The 20,371-nt window shown below is 66.3% G+C and carries 13 protein-coding genes; 2 read left to right on the forward strand and 11 right to left on the reverse strand.

Going from position 1 to position 20,371, the window contains the following annotated elements; genetic code table 11:
- The first annotated feature begins 30 nt into the window (after positions 1–30).
- On the forward strand, positions 31–1,569 hold the full coding sequence (locus tag CH289_RS05410; protein ID WP_094727508.1) for an HNH endonuclease signature motif containing protein: 1,539 nt from the start codon (positions 31–33) through the stop codon (positions 1,567–1,569).
- Positions 1,570–1,756: 187 nt separating this feature from the next.
- Here CH289_RS05410 and CH289_RS05415 read toward each other — a convergent pair whose 3' ends face one another.
- From CH289_RS05415 to CH289_RS05425, 3 genes are read right to left on the reverse strand one after another with little or no spacing between them, the layout of a single operon-like run.
- The gene (locus tag CH289_RS05415) at positions 1,757–2,212 is read right to left on the reverse strand and encodes a hypothetical protein (protein ID WP_033189085.1); all 456 of its coding nucleotides are present in this window, start codon (positions 2,210–2,212) and stop codon (positions 1,757–1,759) included.
- A gap of 42 nt (positions 2,213–2,254) precedes the next feature.
- Positions 2,255–2,743, reverse strand: coding sequence for a hypothetical protein (locus tag CH289_RS05420; protein WP_094727509.1), 489 nt, complete (start codon positions 2,741–2,743; stop codon positions 2,255–2,257).
- A gap of 50 nt (positions 2,744–2,793) precedes the next feature.
- Entirely contained in the window at positions 2,794–3,645 is an 852-nt protein-coding gene (locus CH289_RS05425) for a helix-turn-helix domain-containing protein (protein ID WP_094727510.1), read from the reverse strand.
- Positions 3,646–3,694: 49 nt separating this feature from the next.
- Here CH289_RS05425 and CH289_RS05430 point away from each other — a divergent pair, with 49 nt between their 5' ends.
- Positions 3,695–4,099 (forward strand): DUF6157 family protein, encoded by a 405-nt coding sequence (locus CH289_RS05430; protein WP_255182854.1) that lies wholly within the window; start codon positions 3,695–3,697, stop codon positions 4,097–4,099.
- Between the two features lie 139 nt (positions 4,100–4,238).
- Here CH289_RS05430 and CH289_RS05435 read toward each other — a convergent pair whose 3' ends face one another.
- The 8 genes from CH289_RS05435 to CH289_RS05470 all read right to left on the reverse strand — a co-directional run bounded on the left by CH289_RS05435 (position 4,239) and on the right by CH289_RS05470 (position 20,153).
- Positions 4,239–4,667, reverse strand: a complete 429-nt coding sequence (locus CH289_RS05435) for a hypothetical protein (RefSeq protein WP_094708863.1) — start codon at positions 4,665–4,667, stop codon at positions 4,239–4,241.
- On the reverse strand, positions 4,664–6,097 hold the full coding sequence (locus CH289_RS05440; RefSeq protein ID WP_033189080.1) for an alpha/beta hydrolase: 1,434 nt from the start codon (positions 6,095–6,097) through the stop codon (positions 4,664–4,666). Before CH289_RS05440 ends, CH289_RS05435 begins: the two co-directional genes overlap by 4 nt.
- A complete protein-coding gene (locus CH289_RS05445; protein ID WP_033189079.1) occupies positions 6,094–6,393 on the reverse strand; it encodes a type VII secretion target in 300 nt (99 codons plus the stop codon). The genes CH289_RS05440 and CH289_RS05445 overlap by 4 nt, the downstream gene beginning before the upstream one ends.
- 114 nt (positions 6,394–6,507) lie before the next feature.
- The gene (locus CH289_RS28670) at positions 6,508–6,636 is read right to left on the reverse strand and encodes a hypothetical protein (RefSeq protein WP_254924982.1); all 129 of its coding nucleotides are present in this window, start codon (positions 6,634–6,636) and stop codon (positions 6,508–6,510) included.
- A 122-nt stretch (positions 6,637–6,758) separates the two neighbouring features.
- Positions 6,759–7,436, reverse strand: coding sequence for a chymotrypsin family serine protease (locus tag CH289_RS05455; RefSeq protein WP_094708865.1), 678 nt, complete (start codon positions 7,434–7,436; stop codon positions 6,759–6,761).
- Complete coding sequence (locus CH289_RS05460) at positions 7,433–9,193, reverse strand: polysaccharide biosynthesis tyrosine autokinase (RefSeq protein ID WP_256977045.1); 1,761 nt, start codon at positions 9,191–9,193, stop codon at positions 7,433–7,435. Before CH289_RS05460 ends, CH289_RS05455 begins: the two co-directional genes overlap by 4 nt.
- A 77-nt stretch (positions 9,194–9,270) precedes the next feature.
- Positions 9,271–10,146, reverse strand: a complete 876-nt coding sequence (locus CH289_RS05465; protein WP_094713951.1) for a cyclopropane mycolic acid synthase family methyltransferase — start codon at positions 10,144–10,146, stop codon at positions 9,271–9,273.
- Positions 10,146–20,153, reverse strand: a complete 10,008-nt coding sequence (locus tag CH289_RS05470) for a non-ribosomal peptide synthetase (protein ID WP_256977046.1) — start codon at positions 20,151–20,153, stop codon at positions 10,146–10,148. The genes CH289_RS05465 and CH289_RS05470 overlap by 1 nt, the downstream gene beginning before the upstream one ends.
- Positions 20,154–20,371: the final 218 nt, after the last annotated feature.

The raw sequence follows: 20,371 nt of genomic DNA on the forward strand, positions 1-20,371 counted from the left end.
GGCCCCTCGTCCCTGCGCGAGGTCGTCGAGATGATCGAGAAGGGCACGGAGGACGTCGGTCGCATGCAGACAGCCGGGCTTCACAATGCGGATCGACGCGCTCTACTGGTGCGCATGGAAGTGGTTCGTCAAAAGTTGTTCGCGTACAGCCACACCTGGATCGCAGATCTCGTCGACCAGCGAGGCTTGGACGACATCTACGGGTCGGTCCCTGAAGCACTGTCCGTGTTGTTGCGATCCTCCGGAACGCGAGCGGGTCAACGTATCCGCTTGGCCATGGAGTTCGGTGAGCGCACATCCGTCACGGGTGAGCGTTTGGAACCGTTGTCACCGAACACTCTTCGCGGCGCGGAGGACGGGCTGATCAACGAGGAGCATCAACAGATCATCAGAAAGTTCTTCTGGCGTCTGGGATCGAAGGTCGACATCGAGACGCGGGAGAAAGCGGAGGCTCAGCTGGCGGAACTGGCACGCCAGCTCAGCCCCGACCACCTGAAGGCAGCTGCCTCGCGCTTGTACGACCTGATCGACCCCGACGGTGATGACGAAGACCCCGCGCGGGTCGCGGATCGATGCTACGTCCAGTTCGACGAACAAGGAGCTGACGGGTTGTCCCGCGGAAAGATGGTCGTCGACTCCGAACTGCGTGCGTACATCGAGGCCGTATTCGACAAATGGGCGAAACCCGGACAGGCCAATCCAGCAGATCCCCCACCGGTCGTCGACTCACCTGATGACGCGGATGGTTGTGACGATCGACCTGATCAGTCGAGCGTTCCGAAAGACGCCACGGACGACGGCCAGCCCGCCGAGGGCGAACCGGTCGATGAAGAGGCGGCAGCCCGGGCGCGTCGAGATCATCGAGGCAAGGGACGACGGCAGCACGACGCGATGAAGATGGTGTTCCGGCAGATGCTCGCGTCCGGAAAGTTGGGGATGCACAGGGGACTTCCCGTGACAGCCGTGTTGACGATGAGTGTGAAGGATCTCGAAGCCGCTTCGGGCCATGCGGTGACCGCAACCGGGTCCCTGGTGGGGATGCGGGATGCCATTCGGATGGCGTCGCACGCCTATCAGTGCTTGGTCATCTTCGACAACGACGAACGTCCGCTTCAACTTCGGCGCGCCAAGCGATTGGCGTCACCGGACCAACGAATCGTGTTGATAGCAGCCGATCGTGGATGCAGCTTCCCCGGCTGCACCCGCCCTGCAACGTGGAGCCAGGTCCACCACATCGAAGAGTGGGCGGCCGGTGGAAACACCGATATCGAGGACCTTACTTTCGGATGCGATCGGCATCATCCCTTGGTCGGCCCGAAGGACACCGACTGGGCCACGACCAAGGCCGGCCCCGACCACCCCTATCCAGGCCGAACGCTATGGCATTCCCCGACAACGCTCGACCCACTTCGACGTGGGCTACTCAATCACTATCACCACCCCGACGAGTACATCCGACCTATCCCGGAACTCCCCCTGTTCGGTCCCGTCGACTCCACCGATACTGAAACGAGCGACCCCGAAACCAACGACCCAGAACCAGGCAACCCAGGGGCCGCCCGAGAATAGGTCGACGCCCGAGCCCACGGTGGCGGGTGACACGAGCCCACCGTGGGCAGGTAGCAGACCCACAGCGGCACAGAGCTTGACATGTGCCGCCTACAGTCATGCCCTGAGCCCGCTGCCTGTGCCGTACACCGCTGACCGATGCGTCATGATTCGATTCCGAGTTGCGACGACCACTTCGGCCGAGCTCTCAATCGGCGAAATTAACTCGGTCCGACACAGAAGCAACTGGTCTACGGAAATGTGGCTGTAGTGCGGCAACGATGGCGGCGAAGACTGCGGCAGGTAACGCTCCCATCAGCATCAGCACCCAGAACCCGGTCCAATTGAGCAAGCCGAAGATGGCCATGAATCCCAATGCAACTGCTGCACAGAGTGATACGTTCCGGTTCAGGGCGACACCCGCAATTACAGGTGGAGCCGCCAGCAAGATGCCGAGGAGCGCAACGGGCACCAACCCCACTGCGTCGAGAATGGAATCCGTACAAGTAAATCCGGATCTCCCGTAGAACGGGCTCAGTTCACCAATCTTCCCGCACGACATCGAGATTGTCGCAACCGGAGACAGTCCGGAGACGATGGCGTACGCCATCGCCAGCGCGGCGAGCGCGAACCATGTCCCACGGAACAGCACTCGACTCCTCATAGTGCGAGACTAATCGAGACCGACGATGACACCCAGCTCTTCTCAGCTCGGTGCGCTCACTTCGACGTGCGCTGGCCAGATGTGCATCTCGACATGCACTCGAGCTTCCTCGTCCGGGGCTGTGTAGGTATCGAAGTACTTCGCGCGACCACGGACGAACACTCGGATGCGGTAATCGCCTTCAGGCAGTGTGAACGGTGCGACGACTTCTCCGGTGGATCCGTCGAGGAAGACCTCCGGGTCCTCGCAGGCGTAAGCGACCTCTTGGGTTTCCTCCCATAGCGCACGCTCGGCGTCGGTCAGTGCGGGTGCTGCTGGTCCAATTCTCACCGTTACGTGGACTTTGCCGCGCCCACCTGCGTGGATCACCACCAGACCTCGGCCTCCCTTCACCAGATCGGGCGGTGTCGGAAAGCGTTCGGTAGGTACTCCTTCCCTGTTGCCGATCGAGTCCAGGATGAGAGCCCCAGCCATCAGGTCGACGTCCACATCGATTACTTCGTGCACCTCCCCGACGTTACCGACGAGCATCAGAGCAGTACCTCGAGGATGCCGTCATAGGGGCAGCCCTGAGATATCGACTAGCCCTCGGCCCCGCCACCAGAAGGCATTGCCCGTATGTACTGCCCCGGTGTGGTGCCTGCGACGCCTTTGAAGTCGCGGATGAGATGTGCCTGGTCGGTGTAGTCGAGTGCTGCGGCGATGGCGCTGACGTCGGCGTCGGGGAGTGAGAGTCTGCGCACGACTTCTTGGAGGCGGATGCGTCGGGCTATAGCTTTGGGCCCCATGCCCAGTGTCTCCTTCAGTGCACGTTGTATTGCGCGTTCGCTGACGCCGAGTCGGTGCGCGAGGGCGGGTCCGGTTCTCGATCGAACGCTCTCTGCCAGGTCGTCTACCACCGCGTTCGCGAGTAGCCGGGACTCGGTGATCGGGTGCTTCTGCAGCAGATCCTCGATCAATCGGTCTGCTCGTTCGGCGCGGTCCGACGGGGATTTTTCGGCCGCGATGGTCGTCAGATGCCGGGTGAGGGCGGCGTCCAGATCAGCGGTGACGGGTTGCTCCTGCTCCACATTCGACGGGTCGAGGTCGGACAGCACGGCCAGTCCTGCCGGGCGCAAACGGATCGCGAAGACCCTGCCTGTGCCGCGGATCGTTCTCGACCATGCCCGGCGTTGGACGTTGGTCAGCATGAAAGGTGCGGGGACCGAGCCGGATTCGATGCTCAGCGTCACGGCGGGGAATTCGAGCACCTGCTGATCGATGTCCGTTCCGTCCGGCAGGTTCCACTCGACGCTCCAGTACGTGTCGACGACGTCGCGCACGGACTGCGCGGGCGTGAACCACTGCGCGTCGAACAAGGGCAGGTTGGCCGGACCGAGCACGCCGGACCGTTCGGTCACGTCGATCGGTCGATCCACCGGGTGTCGAACCATGTCGCAATTGTGCAATACGCTGTCGCTGCCGGTGGGTGACGATGTCGCCATGAGCACCGATTACCGCAATGTCTTCATCGAGGCAGCCCCGGACTGCCCTGCCACCGAAGGCGAGGAGCCGCCCGCCGGGCGCGGGAATCCCACGGTCGCGAGGCTGCAGTACGAACTGCTCTCGCAGGCGCCGTACGAGATGAGCTCGGACGACGTGCTGTTCGCCGTCCATGCCGCGAGAACCGGCGTTCCACCGAGCGAGTTGGACGAAGCGAGGGCAGCGTTCTTCGCCAAGGATCAGCCGTGCCTGCGTGCTTCCCCGCTCGGCAAGCGCTACGGGTGGGGCACGCACCACGACGGTGAGGGTCGCGTCGCACTCTATGGCGTGGGCACAGTCGAGTACGAACGCCTGGCCCGCGACCCGAACCTGGGGCACAAGGCCGCCATGAAATCACGACGGTAAACAGCGCCTGGGGGGCTGTGGAGAAGCATGTTCGCGGAGCGTCGAGAGTGGAGCGTGCCGTCGGGACTTAGCACCCCTACTGACGACTCCGCACGCCTGCTCTGACGCGAACAGGCGTGCGGGGTCGGTAAAAGGGGTGTCAGGTTCCTGCCTGTGCCAGCCCCTCGTACGGGAAGGGTGGCGAGGACACTGCGAGGCTGAGTCGCTCGTCGTCGGTGAGCCTGCCGATCAGTCGGTAGCCGTCGGATGATGTTGCACGGACGGATCCGAGGTCGTCGGCAGATCGGTCGTCGACGCTCCATCCCCAGTCCGCCCAGGCGTGCGCGAGGACGGACAGCGCGTCCCGCCCGGTGCATCCGAGTACCCAGTACGCGGCCGAGAAGCGATGTGGCCCATCGATGGTGGTGTTGTCGTCGTAGGCGGGCTCGAACTTGCCGAGGGCGAGCTGTGATTCCGGGAAACTGGGGTGCTTGCGGTTCAACTGCACGTCCGACGGCAGTGCGCGTCGAGACTTCTCGAGTGCGTCCAGTGCGCTGTCTCGTGCGTCGGTGCCGAATAGCGTTGTCATGCAGCACCCTTGCCTGCGATGATTCGGCCGATGGTGTCGAGGGCGGGGTTTCCGCGGTCGAAGTAGTTGCTTCCGTCGAAACGCGCGGTGCCCTCGACCGGGCTGGTGGCGTCGAGCGATCCAGGAAGCGACGTGTCGGCCGCGGCCACGACGACGTCTCCGTCACCCAGCGAAGCCCGCTCGACGACGACACTGCCGTACCCGTGACCGAGGACGGTGTGGTGCGCGGCGTCGCCTTCGTGGGCCGCACGCAGACCTTCCTGAAACCGTTCCAGCCGCGGGGCACCGGCGTCGGCGAAGCTGTCCGAGGTGGCGTCGAGCAGGGTGGGAGGGGCGTTGTATCCGAGCCACGCGATGACCGAGTTGCGTGCGCCGCTGACCATGTTGGCGGAGTCGAGCAGGTTCTCCGCGCGTGAGAGGTCTCGTCCGATGGAGGCGAGCACCGTGGATGCTCCCGGCACGTAGGTGGCGACGTTCTGGGCGGTGTCGGGGTTGTTCAATGCCAGTGCGCCTCGGCCGTGTTCGTCGATGTTCAACAGGTAGGTGGGCGCTCCGGCTCGGCTGAGTTCGGCTTGGACGGTGTCGTATCCGGCGAGGGCTGTCTCGGCGGCGTCGCGGTCGTCGAGCCATCGGGCGTAGTCGCGCAGGGCTGCTGCGTCGTCGTGGTTCTCGCTGGGGAGGTTGCGATCCTGCAGCCAATCGCCATGGCGCGCTTCGACTTCGGCGACACGGTCTCGCGCGTCGGACACGAGGGTGTGCAGGAGGACGGTGTTGTATCGGGATTTGTCGTCGGCGGGCAGTCCGTCGCGGTTTCCGATGGTCGGGTCCCACACCGCCAGGCCGTCGCGCTCGTACGGGGTGAGCCTGCTCCACAGCTCGGCCAGGTCGTGGGGTTCGTCGGGGAGGATCGACCGGATCTCCGGGATGTAGGGCTGCGGCTCGGCGACGGGCTGGAGGCCGAGGACCACGTCGACTGCGCGCTGCAGTTTGGTGGCGTAGGTGTAATCGGTGTCCACTGCGCTGCTGAGCATGGATTGCAGTTGGGTTTCGATGCCCTGCGCACGCTGCTGCAGATCGGGGTCGGCGACGCGCACGCTGCCGTCGTCGTGGACGTCGAATCCACCGGCGAGCGCGGTGTCGACGACCGCGAGAACGGACTGGCGGACGGCGGCGATCTCCCGAGCGGCGGCGTCGAACACTGCGGTGTAGGCGTCGATGGCGTCGACGATGCGGGTGTCGGCGACCTGGTCGACGAGGACCCGGGCGGTGTCGGCGGCGTCGCCTTCCCACCGTTCGAGGGTGTCGCGTGCAGCGCGGGCGACGCTGCGGAGGGACTCGTCGAACACGAGGTTGATCTGTGCCAGATCGTCCCCGACACAGGTCAGGGTGGCCGGATTCCAGGCTCGCAGTTGCGAGACGGTGACGGTCATGCCTGCTCGCCGAGGAACTTGTGCAGTTGCTCGCGGAACGCAGCTTCGGTGCGGTCGTAGCTGGTGGCACTCGATCCGGCGGCCTCGGCGATCTGACGGATGCGTTCGGCGGCCGTGCGGTAGGCGGCGAGAACTGTCTCGGCGGAGTTGCCCGCTACAGCCCCGAACGCCGAGTGAGGCATGGCCTCGACCCCCACCCGGAGCGGCGGCGACGGGTCGAGTGATGCCACAGCGTCGGCTGTCCTCGTCAGTGACGACGACAGCGCACGCAACGAGTCGGGATCGACCTGAAGCATCCGTACCCCCTCGGTTCGGCGGCCGTGCCTCAGGCCGCCATCCGCATCAAACGCCTTCTATTCCTGTTCGACGCAGCGGGGAGTGAAACGGTTCCCTCGATTTCCGAGATGAAGCTACAACTTGCCTGTCATGGCTGCGGCAGCGAGAGCTATCAGCACTGCAGTCCACAGGCCGACGACCGCGGCAACATGGAGGGGACGATTCTTACCGGGTGGGCGAGGGGGCGCCGTACGTGATGGCATGAGGACGATTGTGCAGGAACATGCTCTTGGATTGGTTTCGAGAACAAAAAAATACTTCAGTTGAATGCATGAGCTTGGTCATACCGCGCGTCTTGTTCCACGCAGCGTCACAGGCAGCCTGTCTAGCTTCCGATCGGCCGAAATCCTGCTCCTGTGCCGCCGCGTGTGTTCAACCGGGCCAGAGATTCGGCTGCGGATGCGTAGACCGTCGGGCTCAGGACGGGGACGGTGTCGGCATGGCTGGCGATGCCGACGAGTGTGGTTCCGCTGACCAGAGCTCCGCCCGAGTCGGCCCAGAACGTGGGCGTTCCCGTGACGATGTCGGTGTCCGGTCGGACGTCCAGGACGGTGCCGCATGTGGTTGCGGTGGCCGCGCCGATCTTGCAGACAGGCTGGCCGGGCAATGTGGGTCCGATGTCGGTGACGGTGATCCCGCCGCGCGAGGACACGGGTATCACCTTGGCTGGGTCGAGTTCGACGACACCGTAATCCGGACCCCAGTGGCCCGAGACGGTGACGCCGACCGGTCCGGCACCGGGGTTGTCGACGAGCGTGACCGGCAGGCCGGGCGACAGCACGCAGTGTCCGGCGGTCAGTCCGACGAGTCGTCCGGCCGCGTCGTATCCGACGGCCGCGAACGAGCACGCCGTGAGGTCTTCGATGCCTCCGGTCGTGATGTATCCGGTGCCCGGCCCCACGAGAGCAGCGGGGGCAGCTGGGGCAGCGACGGCCGGCGATGCCACTGCAATGCTCGCGACGAACGAGAACACGGCGGCTGCGCCGAGCAGCGTCGCTTTCATTCCTTGTATCGCCTCGACGGTGCAACGCCGTTGTCGAGTGCCCCCGGCTTGCGCACGGAGGTCGCCGGAGGCCGCGGGGTTCCGGGCGGGGTTCCGGGCGGCGTGGCCGTCGGGGGACGCGGTGTCGACGTGCGAGACGGCCCGGCCTCGTACGACGTCGGCGCAGCAGGCTGTTGTCCCGTTCCGTACGGCGATGCGGGCGGCGTGACCGGCGGCGGGGTCACCGGGGGCTGTGCGGCCGGATGCGCGACCGGTGGTGATACCTGAGGCGACGCGACCGGTGGTGACGCCTGAGGCGGCGCAGCCTGCGGTGCGGCGGCCTGTGGCGGGGAGGCCTGGCTGCCGTCCCATGCTGTGACGCTCGATCCCGGTGTCACCGGGTTGGGGGTCTGACGAGGGATCGACGAGTCCGTCTCGTAGTAGTACGAGTAGTTGTCGCCGCCCTTGCGTCCGGCGGGCATCATCGTGAACACGGCGCCGAGGATGTGCGCGCCGATGGTTTCGAGGTTGCCGACGGCTCGGGCGACCTCGTTCTCGGTGGTGTGGCCGTAGCGTGCGACGACCAAGGCGCCGTCGCTGTGGGTGGTCAGCAGTGCGGAGTCGGTGACCGGAAGCAGCGGGGCACCGTCGACGATGATGTAGTCGAATCGGCCGCGGAGTTCGTCGATGACGCGCCTGGATGCTTCGGAGCCGAGGAGCTCCGAGGGGTTCGGCGGCAGCGGTCCGGAGGCGAGTACTTCGAGGCCTTCGTATTTGGTGGGCTGCATGACGTCGGACAGGTCGGCCTGGTTGGCCAGGACGGTGGACAGACCGACGGATCCGATCAGTCCGAGGTACTTGGAGACCCGCGGACGCCGCAGGTCACCTTCGACGAGTGCGACGTGGTGGCCGGCCTCGGCGAGGGCCAGGGCGAGGTTGACGGCGACGGTCGTCTTTCCTTCGGCCGGAACGGCACTGGTGACGACGATGACGCGCGGCGGGTGGTCGACTTCGAGGAACTGGAGGTTGGTGCGCAGCTCGCGGTAGGACTCGGCGCTCGGCGAGTGTGCCGCGCCGAATTCGACGACGGCGTTCTCCTTGAGGTTCTTGTCGAACGGCAGGCTTCCGACGAGGGGGGTCTTGGACGCTGCTTCGAGCTTGGTGCGGGTCTTGATGGTGTTGTCGAGTCGGTCGCGCAGTACTGCGAGTGCGATGCCGAGCAGTAGGCCGACGGCGGCACCGAGGGCGAGGTTGCGGGTGGTCTTGGGGCTGACAGGGGCCGACGATTCCTGTGCCTGCTCCACCAGTCGCACTCCCGCGGCGGGGGTTCCGCCGTCTTCCGGCGTCTCGAGTTCACGGACCAAGGTGGTGAGCTGCGTTGCGAGGGAGTTGGCGATGTCGCGTGCCAGGCCGGGCGAGGTATCGACGACGACGATGTCGAGCAGCACGGTGTCCGGGGTGGACGTGGCCGTGACCTTCGACGCGAGCTGGGCCGGCGTCATGTTCAGGCCCAGTTCGTCGATCGTCCGCGCAGCGAGCGTCTCACCGGTGACGAGCTCGGAGTACGACGCGACGCGCTGCTGCGAGAACAGGTTGCCCTGGTAGGTCTCGCTGACGGTCGATCCTCCCGACGTCGAGACGAACACTCGGCTCGACGACTGGTAGGTCGGAGTGGTCAGTAGCGACACCGCAAGTGCACCCAGCACTGCGACGGCCACGGTGACCACGATGACCATCCATCTAGTTCGCAGTATCTGCAGGTAGTCCTGGATTTCCACTTGGGGCTCCCTCATCTTTTCCAGCAACGCTCGTGTTCATGTTTTCATGCTTGTCGGTCTTCTCGCGCGCTAGTTCATCAGCACTCGCCCGGCGTCAGGGTGAACTGCACGACATCTATGCGTCCGTCCTTGAATCTGGACGAACATCCGGTCAGGTAATGGATGTATCGCTCGTAAACTTCGCTCGAAGACAACGCAATTGCGGCTTCTCGCTGGTCGACCAAGCGATCGGTCCATTCGTCGAGCGTTCTCGCGTAGTGCGGCCCGAGTGCGTGCTCACGTTCGAGCCGTAAGCCCGCTTCGGACGCTTTGGCGACCACCATGTCGGATTGTGCGAGCTGTCCGCCGGGGAAGATCTCCCGCATGATGAAGCGTACGAAGTGTGCGTCCTCGCGGGTGAACACGACGCCGCTCGCCAGCACTTCGGCGATCGGCCGCATGACGATAGTGTGCAACAACATTCGGCCGTCGGGTGGCAGCACGGCCCGGCATTTGTCGAAGAACGCGGAGTAGCGCTGGCGCCGGAAGTGCTCGAACGCTCCGACGCTGACGATGCGGTCGATGGTTCGACCGGCGGGTGGACTGAACTCCTCCCACCCTTGCAGACGGATCTCGACGCCGTCGAGGTGCGCGACGACGGCACTGGCGCGGTCGAATTGGTTGCGGCTCAGTGTCAGTCCGATGACGTCGACGCCGTACTTCTCGGCGGCACGCTTGGCGAGTGCACCCCATCCGCATCCGATGTCCAGCAACGTCATTCCAGGCTGCAGATCCAACTTGCCGAGCGCCAGGTCGATCTTGGCGGTCTGGGCCTCTTCGAGCGTCATGTCCTCGCGTTCGAAGTACGCGCAGCTGTAGGTCATGCTCGTATCGAGGAACAGGGCGAAGAATTCGTCCGACAGATCGTAGTGCGCTTGGACGTTGTCCACATAGGGCTGCAGATTGGTGGTCATCACGCCACACCTTCCTTCGGCAGAAGCAGGCCGAGTTCTCGGCCGAGTGCGTGGGCGCCTGCTTCACCCAGCATGTTCTCGTGTTCGGCGTCGACCCGCACTACCGAGACCGGGCCGTCGACGAACTCGTCCCACTGCTCCGCGCCGCGCGATCCGCGTGCTGCGAAGTAGAGAACGTCCCCCTTGAACACCTGCGGCCGGTACGCGGCGACCCACTGCGGCGCGTCGGCGACGGGTGCGTACATGCGACGCAGGTTCTCGACGGTCAGGAAGGCGAGTTCGCCGCGGCCGTGGACCAATCCGTCTCGGATCTCGTCGAACGATTCGCCGTCCACGCCGAGCTGATCGGCGAGGTCGGCGATGCTGAACGGTGCGCTGTCGGTGGGTGCGGTCAGGGTCGCGTCGACCAGCGTCAGCTGCGCCACTTCCTCGCCCATGGACTGCAGCTGAACGGCGGCAGCGTGGGCGATCACGCCGCCGAGCGACCATCCGAGCAGGTGGTACGGGCCGTCCGGTTGCACGGCGCGGATCTCCGCGACGTAGCGCGCCGCGAAATCCTCGATGGTCGACGGCGCATCCTCCCCGCCTGCGATGCCGGGAACCTGCAGTCCGAAGAGCGGCCTGTCGGTCTCGCTCAGCAACAAGAGGTAACTCCACGCGATCCCGATGGCGGGGTGGATGCAGAACAGCGGCTCACCGGGGCCGTCGGTGCGGATCGGGAGCAGCACGTCGAACGCGCCGCCGTGGTCACGGGCGCCGGTCCGGAGCTGCGCGGCCACACCGGCGACGGTGGGGTGAGTCAGCATGGCCGTCACCGGGACGGTCAGCCCCAGCCGATCTCCGAGAGCGTCGACCACTTGCACCACAGACAGCGAATGCCCACCGAGATCGAAGAAGTTGTCGCCGACGCCGAATCGGTCGGCCGGTAGATCCAGCACGTCGGAAAACACTTGGTGGACTGCATGTTCGAGCGGTGTCGTCGGCGCCAGCTTCGGATCCGACGCCGGTGCCGGCTCCGGCAGGCGTGCCGCGTCGACTTTGCCGGACAACGTGGTCGGGAGGGTGTCGACGCGGGTGACCGTGCTGGGAACCATGTAGGCGGGCAGGGTGCGGGCCAGGAACTCGCGCACCGAGCGCGGCCGCGCCGGTCCGACGATGTAGGCGGCAAGCGATCCAGTGCCGTTCAATTCACTGCCGTTCGCTCCACTGCCGTCCGATCCCCTGCCGTCCGATCCACTGCCGTCCGATCCCCTGCGCCCGATTGCCGACGCCTGTTCCACTCCCGGGTGTTGCAGGAGCGCGGACTCGATTTCGCTGAGTTCCACTCGGTGACCACGGATCTTGACCTGCGAATCGGCGCGGCCCAGGTATTCGAGTGAGCCTCCGACCCATCGGACCAGGTCGCCTGTGCGATAGAGACGTCCGGTTCCGAACGGGTTGGCCACGAAGCTGCTCGACGTCCACCCCGGCTTACGCAGGTATCCCTCGGCGAGGCCGTCGCCTGCAAGGTAGAGCTCGCCGACGATGCCCTCCCCCACCGGTCGCAGCCGGGAGTCGAGGACGGCGGTGGTGAATCCGCGGGTAGGTCGGCCGATGGTCACCGGACCGGCCGGGGGCGCAGCGTCCGTGCACGTGCTCATGACGGTACCTTCGGTGGGTCCGTAGGCGTTGTACACGCGGCGACCTGTCGACCACCGTTGCAGCAGAGCGGTATTGGTGGCTTCACCGGCCATGATGACGACCTCGACCGACGGAGTGGCGTGCGGGTCGGTGATCTGCAGGACCGTCGGGGTCAGGCACACGTGGGTCACCTGGTGCTGCGCGATCAGGGTTTCCAGTGCGCGTCCGGCGTACACGTCGGGCGCGCCCACCACGACGGTTCCGCCGGAGCCGAACGCGAGCAGCAGTTCGAAGACGGATGCGTCGAAGGCGAGCGATGCGAACTGCAACACGCGTGAGCCGGGCGTCACGTCGAACAGTTCACGCTGGCTTTCGACCAGGTCCGCGATGCCTCGGTGCGTGACGCGCACACCCTTGGGTGTTCCGGTGGAACCGGAGGTGTAGATGACGTACGCGGTACTGTCCACGGGAACGGTCCGAGCAGTGAAGCTCTCGTCCGACTCGGTGCCCACCGTCAGCCATGTCGGCTGGGCGAGGCCGGAATCGATCGCTGCGATGCCGGTGATCGGCGCGGCGTCGGACAGGATTTCGCGGATCCGGTGGGTCGGCAGCGTCGTGTCGATCGGGAGGTATCCGGCACCGGACTTCGCAACGGCCCAGAGAGCGATCACGGATTCGGCCGACCGCGGCAGGGAAACGGCAACGAGCGATCCTGGCTCCACGCCACGGCAAACCAGGTTCTGCGCCAGGGCATTCGAACGCTCGTCGAGCTCGCGGTAGGTCAGCTCCTCGTCACCGTCGAGGATGGCCGTGTTGTCCGGCCACCGACGCGCCGCCTCGGTGAACACTGTGGCCAGCGTGTACTGCTCGGCCGAGCCGTCGGTGCTGACGATCGCGGACGAGTGGGCTGCGGCGAATTCGGCGCTTCCCAACCGGACGCTCGGATCGTGCGCGACGAGGGTGAGCACGGCCGCGAGCCTGTCCGCCAACGCAGCGGGCACCGACGGCCCGAAGCGAGTGGGCGAGTACGCCAGCCGACCGGTCAGCCCGTCGACCGTTTCCTCGACGACCACTTCCAGGTCGAATTGCGTGCTCTCGATGTCGATGCGCCGGGGAGTCACGGAGGTGGAACCGAATTCCAATGTCGGCGCGCCGAGTTCACCCATCGCGAGCAACACCTGGAACAGCGGGTGCGTGTCGAGTGTGCGGGTGGGCGCCACGGCGTCGACCACCCACTCGAACGGAACGTCGGAGTTGGCGAAGGCGTCGAGGTCGCGATTGCGCACGTCGATCACGAATTCCTCGAACGTCGTCGACGGCTGCACGTCCGTTCGCAGTACGACGGTGCCGACGAACATGCCCACCAACTCGTCCAGTGCAGGGAGCGACCTGCCGGAGACCGGTGTACCGATGGCGATGTCCGACGAGCCGCTGGCCTCGGCCAGCACCGCTGCGAGGGCTGCGTGAACGACGACGAACACCGTCGCGCCCAGGCGATGCGCCAGGCCACGTAGGTCACCGAGAGTGTCTGCGTCGATACGGAATTCACCGGGAGTGTACGCAGCGTCGGCGTCCAAGACCCCGGTCGGCAGATCGAGGTAGCCCGGCAACCCCGCCAGTGCAGTGCGCCAGTAGTCGAGCTGTGGTGCGGCGACACTGGCGAGGACGTCCTGCTGCCACAGGCGGTAGTCGGCGTAATCGACTGCGAGCGGTTCGAACTCGGGTGCCGAACCTGCACTGCGCGCCGTCAGTGCAGTGTCGACATCCCGCGCCAGCGGCCCGAGAGACAGCCCGTCCACAGCAACATGATGCGCAACCACCGTCAGAACCTTGACTGTGTCTTCGGGTCGCTCCTGCAGGCTCCGCTCCTGCCTGGGTCGCTCCTGCAGGCTCCGCTCCTGCCGGGGTTGCTCCTGCAGGCTCCGCTCCTGCCGGGGTCGCTCCTGCAGCGAGAGCCGTACCGGTGGTTCCATCGTCAGATCGAAGCCCTCGACGGATGCTGTCGACGCGTCCGCGTGGCGTTCGTCGAGTGAGGAGACGACGGTGACCGCGTCCAACAGCGTGGTCGTCGGGCCGTCCGGCGTCGACGGGTACACCGTGCGCAGCGGCAGGTGGCGCTCGACGACGTCGGTGATGGCAGCTCGTAGTACCTCGACGTCGAGGTCGTCGGGTAGTGCGAGCTCGAACGCGATGTTGTAGGCCGCGGAGTCGGGTGCGTACCGGTTCTGCAGCCAGATCCGGCGCTCGGCGGGGGCCGGCTGCGTGAACGATCGCGCGTCCGAACGGTGGGTCAGCGCAGGCCGGGGAGCGTATTCGGTGGACAGCTTCTGCACCGATGCGCCGAGAAGCTTTGCCGTCGGCGATTCGAAGATCGTGCGAACGGGCACGTGGGTCCCCAGGGCTGCGCCGATCCGGGTGGCGGCTCGGGCCGCGCGGAGCGAGTCGCCGCCCATGACGAAGAAGTTGGCGTCGACGCTCACGTTCTCGGCAGCTTCGCCGAGGGTGTCGGCGAAGATCCCGAGGATCACGTCTTCGGCGAGGGTGCGAGCTACCGCGTCACCCGCGAGTGCGTCGGGCGACACCAGGGCACGAGTGTCGACCTTTCCGTTGGCGGTCAGCGGTAGTCGATCGATCGGCACGATCGCCGTGGGCATCAGCGCCAGCGGCAGTCTGTCCAGCAGCCACAGCTTGGCGTCCTGCTCGCCCACTCCCACGACCCAGGCCACGATTCGGCCGTCCCGTGCGTCGGCGACGGCCGCGGTGACGTCGGGATGCGTGCGCAGTGCTGCCTCGATATCGCCCAGTTCCACTCGCACTCCGCGAATCTGGACCTGGGTGTCGATGCGTCCGCGGAAATCGAGCTCGCCGCCCTCCCCGATGCGTACCCGGTCGCCGGTGCGATAGAGACGGGTACCGCCCGGACCTGCGACGAAGCGCTCGGCGGTCAACGCTGCCCGCGAGCCGTAACCCCGGGCCAGTCCGCCCGCCAGATACAGCTCGCCGACGCCGCCGCGCGGCACCGGCCGCAGCCGTGTGTCCAGCACGTGCGCCGAGATGTGCGCGAGGGGGCGCCCGATGGTGACGGGACTGTCGGTCGTCAGGCCATCGGTCAGCGTCGCCACCACCGTAGCTTCGGAGGGGCCGTAGGCGTTGAGCATCAGCCGGTTCGGGCTCCACTGCGTCACGACGTCCGCTCCGAGGACGTCGCCGCCGACGGCTACCGTCGTCACGCTGTCCACGGGCGGGATCGTGGCGAGGACTGCGGGTGTGGACAGGAAGTGGGTGACGGCGTGTTCGGTGAGGAACTGGGCCATCGCGTCACCGTCGACCAGGTCGGTCGGGGCGATCACGAGGGTCGCGCCCGCACCGAACGCCAGGATCAGCTCCAGCATCGCGGCGTCGAAGTTGACCGAATAACCGTGCAGTACCCGGGATTCTGCGTCGACGCGGTAGCGCGGAACAACCTGCTGAGCCAAGGCGTGGACGGTTCCGTGCGTCACGGCGACCGGTTTGGGTGTGCCCGTGGATCCGGAGGTGTGGATGACGTAGGCGGGGTGCGCCGGCAGCAGCGTCGAGGTGCGCTCGGCGTCGGTGACGGGTGCGTCGCTGAGCAGTAGGGCAGCGGCTTCGTCGACCCAGTCGATTCCGGTCTCGTTGCCGCCGAACCCGATTCGGATGCCGTCGAGGATTGCGGTGCGTCGGGCTGCGGGGTAGGTCGGGTCGACGGGGACGAACGCGGCCCCGGCCTTCACCACGGCCCACAGGGCCAGCACGTAGTCCGCCGAGCGTTCCAGCGACAGTGCGACGAGTGATTCCGGCCCGACTCCCTCGGCGATGAGCAGGCGCGCGATGCGGTTGGAGCGACGATCCAGCTCGTCGTACGTCAGCGTCTCGGCTCCGTCGAGAGCGATATTTCCGTCGGTCCACACGTCCAACAGAGTGCCCACGGGTGCATCCACGGCGGGGTGCTCCGGCTGCCCCAGCTCGATGTCGCCCAGCTCGATGTCGCCCACGACCGCATCGGGTGTGTCGGCGACGGTGCTGAGCACGGTGAGCAGGGTGTCCGCGAAGTGCTGGACCGTCCGGTGCTCGTACAGGTCGGCGGCGTACTCGATCTGGCCGGTGATGCCGTCGGCGGTCTCGGTGAGTACCAATCCGAGGTCGAATTCCGAGGTGTGCGTCGGAACCGGCACGACGGTGATCGGGAGGTCGTCCACCGACCGGTGCTGTGCGTTGTCGAACGCGAGCATGACCTGGAAAATCGGGTGCCGGTCCAGTGATCGGTCCGTCGCGAGGGCGTCGACGATGCGCTCGAACGGCAGTTCGGTGTGCGCGAACGCGTCCAGGTCGTTGTGCCGCACGGCGGCAAGCAGTTCCGTGAAGGTCGACAAGGGATCGACGTCGACGGCCAGGGGCACGGTTCCGACGAACATTCCCACCATGTCGTCCAGTGCCTCGTGGCCGCGGCCGGCCGACGGTGTGCCGACGACGGTGCGCGAGGCGTCCCCGAACCGGGTGAGAGTGGTGGCGAGTGCTGCGTGCACCACCATGAACGTCGTTGCGTTGGAGGCCTTCGCGAGATCGCGAATCGCGGAGTGCACCGACGCGTCGACGGTGATCGGGACGTCGGCCGTGACCAAGGACTGCACCGGCGGGCGTGGATGGTCGGCGGGCAGCGCGGCCAGCGGACGATCGGTATCCAACACGGTTGTCCAGTAGGCGAGTTGGCTTTCCGCGACGGCGTCGACGACCGCTCGGTTCCAGACCGCGTACTGGCTGTACTGCGCGGGGAGTCTCGACCACGTGGGTGCGTGCCCGGCCAGTCGAGCGGCGTGTGCGACGGCGAAGTCACGGACCAGCGGGTCGATGGACCATCCGTCGATCGCGATGTGGTGCAGCACGATCACGACGGTCACGTCCTGCTCGGACTGCAGAACGGCGGCGCGGATCGGCACGTCGTCGGCAACGTCGAAGCCGGCCGACGCCAGTGCGGCGATGCGCCCGCCCAGGTCGTCCGGGTGCACCGCGTACGTGGGGATGTGGTCCAGTACCTGGCCGGTGGGCTTCACCACCTGGCGTGGGCCGTCCTCGTCCGCCGGAAAGTATGTGCGCAACGACTCGTGCCGTTCGAGCACGTCTCGCAGTGCGGCCACCACGATCGATCCGTCGCCCGCGGTCGCATCGGTGATCCGCAGCGCGACCGGCATGTTGTAGGCCGGGGAGCTGGCGTCGAACCGGTTGAGGAACCACATGCGCTGCTGCGAGTAGGACAGTGGAATCCGTTTCGGCACCGGCATATCGAACAGAGCCTGGGTGTCGAGCAAGTCGAGCGACGAACCCTGGTCGGCGGATGCGTCGAGGGCGGCAGCGACTCCGGCAACGGTGGGGACATCGAACAGCGTCGGCAGAGTCACCGTGCCGCCGAGCCTGGACAGCACGCGCGTGGCGCTGAGGGAGTCCCCGCCGAGGTCGAAGAACGAGTGTTCGCGCCCGACAGCCCGTCCTGTGAGACCGCCGGCGCCGAGGACGTCGGCGAAGACGGTCGCGACCAGCGTTTCGGTCTCGGTCCGCGGCGCCACGTACGCGGTGTCCTCGCCCACGACCGGCGCCGGCAGAGCACGTCTGTCGATCTTGCCGCTCGCGGTCATCGGGAAAGCGTCGAGAACCGTGACGTGGGCCGGCACCATCCACCGAGGCAGGTGCGCGGAGAGATGCGAGTCCAGATTGTCGGTTAAACCAGTGACGTACAGCGTGATTCGTTGATCGTGCACGGCCGCGACGGCCGCCGTGACGCCGGGCGATCGGGCGGCGACCGACTCGATCTCGCCGAGTTCCACGCGGCGCCCCTGCAGTTGGACCTGGCGATCGCTGCGGCCCAGATACTCGAGCGCGCTGCCGTCGACAGCCCACCGCACGACGTCTCCGGTTCGGTACAGCCGGGCGCCACCGACGTCCGCGACGAAACGCGAGGCGGTGAGACCGGGTTGGCCGTCGTATCCGCGGGCGATGCCGTCGCCCCCGAGATACAGCTCGCCGACGCCTCCGCGCGGTGCATGACGCAGGTGCCCGTCGAGAACAACGGCGCGGACGCCGGGAAGAGCGGTACCGATCGTGACGCGTTCGCCCACCGTCATGGGCTCGGAAAGCGTGGCCAGGACGGTCGCTTCCGTCGGTCCGTAGGCATTGAGCATCTGCCGACCGGACAACGCGTTGGCGGGCATATGGTTGGAGGCTGCCGCGAACCGGTCGCGCAGTTCCGGTGGGCATTCTTCACCGCCGACGTCGAACACGTCGATGCCCGCGAGGTCCTCGGGTTCGAGTGTCGCGAGGACTGCCGGGGAGGTCACGAGATGGGTGATGCGTTCTGCGGCAATGAAATCGGCCAGCATCCTGCCCGCGTACACCTCGGCGGGCGCGATCACCAACGTGGCACCGGCTGCGAACGCGGAGAGTATTTCCTGGATCGACGCGTCGAAGATCGGCGATGCCAGGTGCAGCACCCGAGATCTTGGTGTCACCGAATAGCGTTCCACCACAGCGGCTGCCAATTGCGCGAGTCCGCGATGAGTGACGCTGACGGCTTTGGGACGCCCGGTACTCCCCGAGGTATGTACGAGGTAGGCCTCGTTGTCGACGCGTGTTGTCGGAGTAGTTATCTCGAACGACTGCGCGTCGAGCAGATCCTCGATGGCCAGCCATCGCACCGACCCGGGTAGCGACGCGGCGAGCTCGCGGGTGGTGACGCCGACCTCGACGGAGGCGTCGGTGAGGATCTGCGTCAGCCGATCGGCCGGCTCGAACGGATCGACGGGCACGAACGACCCACCGGCCACCGAAACCGCCCACGCCGCCAGAAGCGAGTGATACGACCGTCCGATCGCCACGGCAACTCGCGTCTCGGTACCGACCGGCAGCCCAGAGGCCACTCCCGCCGCGCTCAGGGCGAAATCGGCAGCGGTGTGGTCGATTCCGCCGTACCGAACGACTGCAGATTTCTGCAGCAACGAGGTCAACAGCTGCGGCTCGGTGGTACCCCACGCTGCGCTGTCCTCCGCGCCGGGGACGGTGAGCTCCGAGACCGACAAGCCGTCGGGAGCGCCGACGAGTTCCCGCAGCAGGTCGAGAAACCGTGCGTGGTGGTAGCCGAGCTCGTCGGCGGTGTACACGGCCGGGTTGCCGAGGAAGTCGACGCGGGTGGTCGCCCCGGCGACGCCCGGGTAAACGTTGACCATCATGTCGTCGATGGGACCGCTCGACAGCACTCGATACTCACCGACGACATCGCCGAGTCGAATTGTGCTGTTGTACATCATGATATTGACCGACGGACCGAAGATGCCGCGACCGGCGGCAGCGCCGACGTCGGTGCCCGCGGCACGCTGCATGTCCTCCACCCGGAACCGCTGGTGCCGGAGTGCGCCGGTGAGCTCGACCTGAATGCGTCGGAGAAGCTCTTCGACGGTGACCCCGGGCTCGACGCCGATGCGCAGGGGTACGACGTTGGACATCATGCCGGAGGAGTCACGCAGCTTGGTCGTCGCGCGGCCGGAGACGGGGAGGCTGAGCATGACGTCTTCGGTGTCGGTCATCCGCGCGAGGTACAGCGAGAACGCTGCGAGTACGACGGGCACGTCGGAGGAGTTGTAGCGGCGCGCGAGTTCGGCCATGGCGTCGGCGATCTCGGGCTCGAGCTCGGCCCCGACGCTGATCGAGACGCCGCTCGGCACCGAGGACGAACGCGCGAGGCGCGGGGCGTCACTGTGTCCGTCGAGCCGGCCGAGCCAGTACTGACGGTCGGCCTCGTAGCGGGACGACGCGGGGTAGGCGGCCTCGTAGTCGTAGATCTCACGGACGCCGACGGCTCGGGTCTTCGGCGCATCGGTGCCGGTGAGCAGAGCGGTGTAGATGGCGGCGGTGCGTTCCTGCACGGAGATGGCCCCGAGGCCGTCCATGACGATGTGGTGGGCGCGGCTGAACCAGTAGTAGTGGTCGTCGCCGACCTGGATGATGTCCGACGCGATCAGTTGATCCCGCACCAGGTCGACGGGTGTACGGTACTGCGCGTTCATGTACTCGTGGGCGTAGGCGACGGGATCGAGTTGGCCGCGGAAGTCCCGGTGGATCATCGCGTAGGGCACGTTGGTGTCGAACCATTGGTAGGGACGGCCGTCGATCTCGGTCAGCCTCACGCCCGGCGACTCCAGGTCACGACAGGCGATATCGGTGGCGCGGATGAGCGTCGGTGGGTCGATGTGCCCGCGGATCTCGACGTACTGGGCGATCGTGAACGGCACGTCCGGTGCCAGCTTCTGCGCGAAGTAGATGTTCATCTGGGCAGCAGAAAGCGGAAACAGGCCATCCTCCAGCGGCGCACTTCCAGACGACACTTCTGCTACCCCTCCTCAGGCTCACTGCGGACGGCTTCGCAGACAACTCAGCTACCCATACGGTCGTTCTGTAGGGTCGCAAAAACGACCTCGACCTCTCGTGGCCCCTCTACAAACTAGTGGACGGGCGGCAATTGCTCTACTTGCCGGGAAATGTCGGGGCATTTCGATGTTCGGGATTCGGCGAACCCTCAGAAATGATCCCGAAAAAGGTCGAC

This window comes from Rhodococcus sp. RS1C4, from assembly GCF_002258225.1.
In the GTDB taxonomy this organism is placed as follows: domain Bacteria; phylum Actinomycetota; class Actinomycetes; order Mycobacteriales; family Mycobacteriaceae; genus Rhodococcoides; species Rhodococcoides fascians_E.